The sequence below is a fragment of the Nostoc sp. DedQUE08 genome (genome assembly GCF_034530895.1).
Taxonomy (GTDB): Bacteria; Cyanobacteriota; Cyanobacteriia; order Cyanobacteriales; family Nostocaceae; genus Nostoc.
In genome coordinates this window covers 31,631-38,319 of record NZ_JAVRCD010000073.1, presented here as the reverse complement: position 1 = coordinate 38,319, position 6,689 = coordinate 31,631, and the positions used below count along the sequence as shown (strand labels likewise).

General features: G+C 40.8%; 9 protein-coding genes. 3 read left to right on the top strand and 6 right to left on the bottom strand.

What is annotated here, in order from left to right; genetic code table 11:
* The first annotated feature begins 456 nt into the window (after positions 1-456).
* The 3 genes from RMY64_RS31930 to RMY64_RS31920 all read left to right on the top strand — a co-directional run bounded on the left by RMY64_RS31930 (position 457) and on the right by RMY64_RS31920 (position 4,284).
* Positions 457-1,854 (top strand): S-layer homology domain-containing protein, encoded by a 1,398-nt coding sequence (locus tag RMY64_RS31930; RefSeq protein ID WP_322669738.1) that lies wholly within the window; start codon positions 457-459, stop codon positions 1,852-1,854.
* 305 nt (positions 1,855-2,159) lie between these two features.
* Positions 2,160-3,227 carry an SGNH/GDSL hydrolase family protein gene (locus tag RMY64_RS31925; RefSeq protein WP_322669739.1) on the top strand — a complete coding sequence of 356 codons (1,068 nt, stop codon included), beginning with the start codon at positions 2,160-2,162 and terminating at the stop codon, positions 3,225-3,227.
* Between the two features lie 13 nt (positions 3,228-3,240).
* Positions 3,241-4,284 carry a M42 family peptidase gene (locus RMY64_RS31920; RefSeq protein WP_322702126.1) on the top strand — a complete coding sequence of 348 codons (1,044 nt, stop codon included), beginning with the start codon at positions 3,241-3,243 and terminating at the stop codon, positions 4,282-4,284.
* Between the two features lie 98 nt (positions 4,285-4,382).
* On the opposite strand, the gene RMY64_RS31915 is transcribed toward RMY64_RS31920, so the two are convergent.
* The 6 genes from RMY64_RS31915 to RMY64_RS31890 all read right to left on the bottom strand — a co-directional run bounded on the left by RMY64_RS31915 (position 4,383) and on the right by RMY64_RS31890 (position 6,477).
* On the bottom strand, positions 4,383-4,658 hold the full coding sequence (locus RMY64_RS31915) for a type II toxin-antitoxin system PemK/MazF family toxin (RefSeq protein WP_322669741.1): 276 nt from the start codon (positions 4,656-4,658) through the stop codon (positions 4,383-4,385).
* Positions 4,645-4,854, bottom strand: a complete 210-nt coding sequence (locus RMY64_RS31910; protein ID WP_322669742.1) for a toxin-antitoxin system, antitoxin component, Xre family protein — start codon at positions 4,852-4,854, stop codon at positions 4,645-4,647. The genes RMY64_RS31915 and RMY64_RS31910 overlap by 14 nt, the downstream gene beginning before the upstream one ends.
* Positions 4,855-5,074: 220 nt before the next feature.
* Positions 5,075-5,476 (bottom strand): type II toxin-antitoxin system tRNA(fMet)-specific endonuclease VapC, encoded by a 402-nt coding sequence (vapC, locus tag RMY64_RS31905; RefSeq protein ID WP_322669743.1) that lies wholly within the window; start codon positions 5,474-5,476, stop codon positions 5,075-5,077.
* Complete coding sequence (locus RMY64_RS31900; protein ID WP_322669744.1) at positions 5,473-5,814, bottom strand: hypothetical protein; 342 nt, start codon at positions 5,812-5,814, stop codon at positions 5,473-5,475. Before RMY64_RS31900 ends, vapC begins: the two co-directional genes overlap by 4 nt.
* A gap of 197 nt (positions 5,815-6,011) precedes the next feature.
* Positions 6,012-6,113: a hypothetical protein gene (locus tag RMY64_RS31895; RefSeq protein WP_322702128.1), complete on the bottom strand. Its 102-nt coding sequence runs from the start codon at positions 6,111-6,113 to the stop codon at positions 6,012-6,014.
* Positions 6,114-6,252: 139 nt separating this feature from the next.
* Positions 6,253-6,477, bottom strand: a complete 225-nt coding sequence (locus RMY64_RS31890) for a BrnT family toxin (protein ID WP_322669860.1) — start codon at positions 6,475-6,477, stop codon at positions 6,253-6,255.
* Positions 6,478-6,689: the final 212 nt, after the last annotated feature.

Here is a 6,689-nt window from a genome sequence, read left to right as displayed (position 1 = left end):
AAGGAATAAAGCTGTACTGAGTTTTTTTCAAAAATCAAATATGAGTCCTATAGTTGGTGACTCTTATCTAAATACTAAAATCCTGACTAAGAACTCTGAAATTATAAAACTCTTATCTAGCAATGATTTCAGGTTTATTTATATTTTTTCCCAAAAATGTTAGTTTTCCAGAATTTTAGGGAACTCTATAAATAAGCATAGGAATTATCAAAACCTAATGGCTGTAAAACGAAGACAATACGGTAGCTTTTGCTACCGTTTACTCATTTTTAGAGACATCATCACCAAAATAGACATTTACGAAGAAGACGTAGTGAGTCGGTAGTGTTTTTGGGTGATATAGAGAGTCAGAGCAGAGCAGGGGAATAAAGGAGGATAACCATGTCCCATGCCTCATTCCCATTTAATGGACAGTCTGCGCTAGGGTAGGAATTGAAACTCAATTTGTGATTTCCTGTGCTTCCCTGTAAACGTCCAGCAGTATTTCTAATAATTTGGGCTGTTATACTCACTTCGTTAACAGCCTGTGCTAATAGTCCTGTCGCCAAAAACCTTGAGGAATCTTTGGCGGCAGATCCAAAACTGCAAAGCAATCCAGTTGTCTTTGGAGAATCTCAGAGTAACCAACCGCAAGCACAGCAAAATGAATCAACTGTTCAGTTACCAGCTGATTTTCCTAAAGATATTCCACTATATTCCAATGCCAAGCTACAGGAAGTTACACCTGCTAGCGGCTCAGAAAACAAAATCTCAACTCGTTGGTTAAGTTCTGACCCCAGTAATTTTATTGCTAGTTTTTATCGCAGCCAGTTTCAAACAAATAACTGGCAGATTTTACAACAGCCGACAGATGATACAGGAAACACTTTTGAGGCGCGTCGCAGCGATTTGCTGTTAAAGGTTTCCATTCAGCCCAAATCAGTTACTAACGCCACACCCAATCAACCTCAAACAGCCACTGAATTACTGATTGATTACGTACCGAATAGTACTGCAATAGCACAACCTACTTCAATTACAAATCCTAACGAAACTGCTAACGCCGTTCCTCAACCGGGAAATTCACAGTTTATTGGCCCAATACTACCGACAAACTCGGCAGCACAGCCACCAAGTACAGCTAATAACCAAACAATCCCTACAGCCACCTCTAAATCTCAGGTATTCAACGATCTGAATAAGGCACCACAAGAATGGCAGCAACATATCCAGGACTTGGCTGCATTAGGTGTTTTATCTATAGAAACAAAGACAACTAAGAGCAACTCTACTACCACAACTAATCAGTTTGAACCCAGTAAAATCGTTACACATCGAGAATATGCCCGTTGGCTAATTGCTGCTAACAATGCTGTATATGCCAACAATCCAGCTAAACAGATTCGCTTGGCATCAGAAAGTACTCAACCAGCTTTTAGTGATGTGTCAGCAAAAGATCCTGATTTTCCTGCAATTCAGGGATTGGCTGAGGCTGGCTTAATTCCTAGTCCTTTGTCTGGAGATTCTACAGTAGTTTTGTTTCGTCCTGATGCACCTCTAACGCGAGAACAATTGCTGCTATGGAAATTACCCTTAGATACTCGCCAAGCTTTACCCTCTGCTAACTTAGATGCGGTTAAACAAACCTGGGGTTTCCAAGACGTAGCGAAAATTGACCCGAAGGCTTTAAGAGCAGTGTTGGCTGATTATCAGAATGGCGAACAATCGAATATTCGCCGGGTGTTTGGTTATACGACTCTGTTTCAACCCAAAAAACCAGTAACTCGTGCTGAGGCTGCTACGGCTTTGTGGTATTTCGGCAGTCAAGGTGAGGGTGTATCGGCTACTGAGGCTTTGAAATTAAAGCAAAGTTAAAGCTATGAAGAGGAAGGGTTGCACCATTCTGTCGCAGTTAGTCGATCGCAAGCATAAAAGTGTGCAATTCCCATGTCATAACATATAAATTTGACCATTTTTTTGTAATAGACCTGTTTTTCATCAAGAAAATGTAAATCTAAGTATTTTCAGCGTTTTTACCCGTGTTTGATGAAATTTTGAGGCATAGTTAAGTAAAATAACGTAAATTAACTTAATAGACGTACTTAGTAAAGACAAGTTGTCAGACTTTCGCCTTTTGATTGCTTTTAAACAAACTAAAAAATAATACAGGTAAAACAAATATGAAAAAACAAGCTGTAGCAGCAGGATTTGTTTTCTTATCTTTCATGTTGCCGCTCAGAGTAAGTGCTGCGAGTTTTGACAAATTTTATGTATTTGGCGACAGTCTTTCTGATACTGGCAATGTTTTCGCTGCTACTAATGGTTTAGTCGCTCCAACAACAGCCATTCCCCAAGATCCGCCTTACTTTCAAGGGCGTTTTTCCAACGATCGAGTGTGGGTAGACTACCTCGGAGATCGGCTAGGATTAAAACCCTCTCCATACATTACTTTAAATCCTACTATTCCCAATCAAGGTATTAACTTTGCTGTGGGTGGTGCTAGTTCTGGTCAAGGTAATGCTGTTGTTCCTAGTGCGCCGTTACCGGGAGTATTAGAGCAAGTCGCCTTGTTGACGCAACCGATTATACAAGCCAATCAGAAGCTCGATCCAAATGCCCTTTATGCTGTATGGGGAGGTGCAAATGATTATGTGTTTGGTCAAGCTACGAATGCAAAGCAAACAGTCCAGAATTTATCAAACGCAGTAGGGTTACTTGCCTCATCGGGTGCAAAAAATATTTTAGTCTTTAACTTGCCTGATTTAGGCAAGATTCCTTTTGCAGCCGCTACAGGTCTATCTAGCAACTTGACTGCCTTAACAAATGACCATAACACGAGATTAAAAGACGAACTAGACAAATTTACTAATAACTCTGACTTGAATCTGATCTCTGTGGATGTGTTTTCCCTATTTAATCAGGTACAAGCAAATCCAGGGAAGTTTGGGTTTAAAGATGTGACTAACCCTTGTGTAGTCGGGAATTTCCAGACAATCGTCAGTGTATGTTCTCAACCAAATGATTATTTGTTCTTTGACTCTGTACATCCAACAACAAATGCTCATAAGTTAGTAGCAGACGCTGCACTGGCGGCAATTGAGGCTAAGTCTGTTCCTGAACCTGCGATAAACTTGGGAATTTTAGCTCTTGGTGCTTTTGGTGCAGTAGGAATGCTGAAGCGTCAACAAAAAAGGTCAGCAGGTCGGGTTGTTGATGCACAATTGTCTCATATAACAGTCGAAAACTAAACTAACTGTATTGATGTGGGATTACGATCGCTTATTTGAAATTATTGAAGAATTAGTTATGCACCACTCTCCTAGTGGTGTAGAAGCTGAGATTAACCAGTTGTTGATGCAACGATTTACAGCGCTGGGTGTAGAAGTCTGGCGCGATCGCGCCGATAATATTATTGCTAAGATTCCAGGTAAAATTCCAGATCGAGCAATTGCTATCACAGCACACAAAGACGAAATTGGCGCAATTGTCAAGAGTCTTGGTGATGAAGGTCGTGTCAAAGTCAGCAAACTCGGCGGTTCTTTCCCGTGGGTTTATGGCGAAGGTGTTGTCGATTTATTGGGAGATAACGAAACCATCAACGGTATTCTCAGCTTTGGTTCCCGCCACGTTTCCCACGAATCGCCCCAAAAAGTCCAGCAGGAAGATACTACTGTTAAGTGGGAGAATGCTTGGATTGAAACAAAGCTGACATCTGCTGAATTAGAAGCAGCTGGCATTCGACCTGGAACTAGAATGGTGATTGGCAAGCATCGCAAGCGTCCAATTCGGTTAAAGGATCATATTGCTGGTTACACCTTGGATAACAAAGCTTCTGTGGCGATTTTGTTAGCTTTGGCTGAAAACCTGAAACAGCCAGTAGTTGATGTTTATTTAGTAGCTTCAGCAAAAGAAGAAGTGGGAGCAATTGGGGCGCTATTTTTCACGCAAAATCAACGTTTGGATGCCTTGATTGCTTTAGAAATTTGTCCATTATCTGAGGAATATCCTGTTAAAGATGGGGAAAGTCCTGTACTTTTATCTCAAGATGCCTATGGAATATATGATGAGGGGTTAAATGGACAACTGCGCCATAGTGCTAAACAGTTGGATATGGCAGTGCAGTTAACAACTCTGAGTGGGTTTGGTAGCGATGCTTCCATTGCCATGAAATTCGGACATGTTGGGCGTGCTGCGTGTTTAGCATTTCCTACCCAAAATACACATGGATATGAAATTGCTCATTTAGGAGCGATCGCTAATTGTATCGATTTGTTAAAAGCTTTCTGCGAAACTGAGTTTGAGTGATAGTTCCAGGCTTTTAGTGGAGGGAGCGATCGCATATTAACCCAAAATAGCCAGAAAAAGGTTTTGCAAAGCCTGAAGGTCTGGCTCCTCAAGTCGCCCTAACTTTTTGATCCTAGTCCTTTATCTATGGTAGTCAAAACTGGTTTGATAATTGAAGGTTTGAGAAGACCAGCTACTCGCCATCCAGTAATTGTGATTTCACCAAAGGAAGTTGCTGGATTTGCTTGACTGGTAATCGCTATCAATATTAAATCCGAACGCTCACGTTGATAGCTATTAGAACTCACAACCACTGCTGGACGTTTTTTAGTAGTAGTTTGGTCAGTAAAGGGAAACGGCACTAAAACAACATCACCAAATTCATAGTTTGTCATATTCTGCATCATCAGGGTTATCCCAGATTTTGAGCAGAACTGGTTCAGAAAGTTTTGCTGCTGCAAAGGTAAGGCTATGATCTGTGCTTTGCTGATCCAGAGAATCAATAAAATCTTCAACTAGCAAAACTTTTTCGGGAGGTAGCTTTTGAATTTTTTTAAGTAACCTTTGCTCTGAAATGCTATCAGCCTGCATTCTTTAGATTCTCCTAACCTTGCGTGTATTGGTTGCTTTATGCATTCATTATAGTTTTTGGTTATCTCTAGCGATGAAGGCGATCGCTAATTGTATCGATTTGTCAAACTCTAACAATTGCAAAGGTTGTTCAGGCGATCGCCCAGTGGCAGTTTCAGGTAAAACAAGGGTGCAATGCCTGGGTTTGGCTACGCCAACGCAATTGTGATTTCAGCGATCGCTATATCTCCCAATCCTCAATCAACAAGTTATTAATGCGTTGGAATTCTCTAGTGTTATGGGTGACAAGGGTTAAGTTATTTGTCAGAGCGATCGCGGCAATTTGTAAGTCATACGCGCCAATGGGAGTACCTAATGCTTCTAGTTGAGAGCGAATTGTTCCAAACGTCGTTGCGGCTAAATCGTCAAAGGGTAGCGATCTAAATTGGGCTAAAAATTGTTGTTGTAAAGTAAGATTCCGTTGTGGGTTGGCACTTTTCATTGCGCCATAAAATAGTTCAGCTTTGACGATTGAGCAAACGGCAATATCTTTAATGGTAGTGGATTCTAGTTTCTGTTTTAAAGTGGAATTTTTACCACGCATATAGATAATGCAGGTGTTAGTATCGAGCAGAAATTTCACAGGATTGGTTCGCGTTCTGGTTGTTGTTCTTGAGGATGACGGAAGAAGGTTTCATCTTGGATACATCCATAAAATTGAGGCAAAGGATATTCTGTTATTTTGGTTAGAGTTGCTGGTTGTAGGGACTCAATGAGGGTTTTTAGTAATCGAGTAAGGTCAAATTCTTCGGGTAATTCAGCCACGGGAAATTGACGGAATAATTCTGATATTTTGCTTGTTTGCACAGGCTGAGTATTGTTATTGTCTGTAGTCAGGCTTTGTGCCAGGAGTTGGATAATATACAATTTATCATCAGGTGAAAGCTGAAGGAGTTGTTGTTCGAGTTCTGGGACAACCATGATGTAGCTCAGGTGGAGGATAATTTCATTTTACTTTCATAATCAAAAGTTAATCTAGCTATGCCTGGGTTGGGCTACGCCAACACATTTGTTATTTTTGCGATCGCGCTTTTGAGGAAATATTAAGCAACATCCACCCAATATAAATTGTCATCTAATCGGGGGGAAGTTGTGGTGTAATATTGGATTTTGAATTGTTAGAATGCTGGCTGTTCGTCACAGTTTTCGATGTAACGACGTAAAACAGAGTTGATTAAGGTTTTATATTCTCCGCTTTGAGCTTGAAACCACTCTAATATATCTGGCTCAATCTATACCAATTGCTGTGCTTGAGGTGCCGGAACTTGGAGAGTAGCTTTTTGAAAAAACTCTTCTGTCAATGGTGGAATGTCAGAGTAGTCAATTTCTTCATCGTTCATTGACTCCAATGCTGTCCAGTTAGTACGAGAGGTATTTCTCAAGTCTTTGTCGCTCATACCGATTTGCCCTTCGTGCTGAAATGATCCGAATCACATTATTTTTGCGTTCTGTCCAAACTACAACGGCTACACCGTTGCCGAGAAAACCTATACCGAACCAACGCTTTTCTCCGTAATCAAAACGATAGTCTAACTCAATTAGCATTGCACTTTCAAACATTTCAGGAACATCGGCGAAATCAATCTCATGTTTGCGAAGATTCTCTAAATTTTTCGCCTCATCCTACTCAAACTGCATGAAAACTTCGACACGCTAATTCAACCATCTTTATTATCCTGCATAATATCCCAATACGCTCGGTGTTAGAAATAAAAACCTGATTTTGCGTAGGTTGAGTTGAGCGATAACGTAGGCGCAATGATTTTGCGATGCCTGGGTTGGGCTACGCCAATGCA

Excerpts from the sequence above, each read along its gene's own strand:
- RMY64_RS31925 (WP_322669739.1), top strand. The coding sequence starts at position 2,160 with ATGAAAAAACAAGCTGTAGCAGCAGGATTTGTTTTCTTATCTTTCATG.
- RMY64_RS31920 (WP_322702126.1), top strand. The coding sequence starts at position 3,241 with ATGTGGGATTACGATCGCTTATTTGAAATTATTGAAGAATTAGTTATG.
- RMY64_RS31915 (WP_322669741.1), bottom strand. The coding sequence starts at position 4,658 with ATGACAAACTATGAATTTGGTGATGTTGTTTTAGTGCCGTTTCCCTTT.
- RMY64_RS31910 (WP_322669742.1), bottom strand. The coding sequence starts at position 4,854 with ATGCAGGCTGATAGCATTTCAGAGCAAAGGTTACTTAAAAAAATTCAA.
- RMY64_RS31900 (WP_322669744.1), bottom strand. The coding sequence starts at position 5,814 with ATGGTTGTCCCAGAACTCGAACAACAACTCCTTCAGCTTTCACCTGAT.